This is a genomic window from Streptomyces sp. DH12 (assembly GCF_020873895.1).
Taxonomy (GTDB): domain Bacteria; phylum Actinomycetota; class Actinomycetes; order Streptomycetales; family Streptomycetaceae; genus Streptomyces.
Genome location: NZ_JAHWGT010000210.1, coordinates 1 through 807, shown reverse-complemented (window position 1 = coordinate 807; position 807 = coordinate 1). Strand labels below are relative to the sequence as shown.

The 807-nt window shown below is 57.1% G+C and carries 1 protein-coding gene; it reads left to right on the top strand.

The window, feature by feature from the left end; translation table 11 throughout:
* The first annotated feature begins 247 nt into the window (after positions 1-247).
* Positions 248-691, top strand: a complete 444-nt coding sequence (locus LPA54_RS33570) for an SUKH-3 domain-containing protein (RefSeq protein ID WP_228916200.1) — start codon at positions 248-250, stop codon at positions 689-691.
* Positions 692-807: the final 116 nt, after the last annotated feature.

Below are 807 nucleotides of genomic sequence, written 5' to 3'. Positions count from 1 at the left end.
ATACCGGCGGATGAGAGAGGATCTGGGCATGGGCGTTGCGGTCTAGCCCAGTGCATTACTCAGGCGCTCAATGCTGGTCACGATCCGACAGGAGCGCAAGCGGCCGCCGTCAAGGTCCGAGGATCTGTGAGTGCTGAAGCGCATGGTCAGCCCGTTGGCCCGTGCGATAGCTGTGTAGCGCTGGAAGACGCCTTCGAAATCGATTTCGTGACCGCCAATTAATCGGCGGACATAACGAGGAGCTCCTATGGAAATCTATTCCGCGGAAGTTGATCAAGTCCTGCGTGCGGCCGGCTGGACACCCGGCCGCCAGGTTGACCCGGAGCCATGGCTTTCGGCTTTCGAGGCCGAAGGTCTGCAAAGGCACGCGGCGGCTAGTGCATTCTTGACTGAGTTCGGCGGTATCGCAGTTAATATCTCCGGATCTGGGATTAATCGAACTCGCGAACCGTTTGAGTTCGATCCCCTTCTTTGTGAAGGGGAAGGGGATCGATTCTTGGAGTGGGGAGAAGAAGTCAAGAAGTCCATTTTCCCCATCGGTGTTCTCGATGAGGGTCGATTCTTCCTGGGCATCGACGATGAGAGTGAAATCTATCTCGTTGAGTCATGGCTGGCATCTTTCGGGCGCATGCCCGAGGCTATAAATAACCTCATCACGGGTATCCAAGCCACAGTCATTAGTGAGGGCTGAGGGTTTCGGCGTAGCCAGCTGACGCCCCTTTGTCGCCGTCCGTCGTGTTGGGCGGCGCTGGCAGGCACGGACATCCATGATCAGGAGTATTTACGCTTCGCGACCATGGGCTGTCC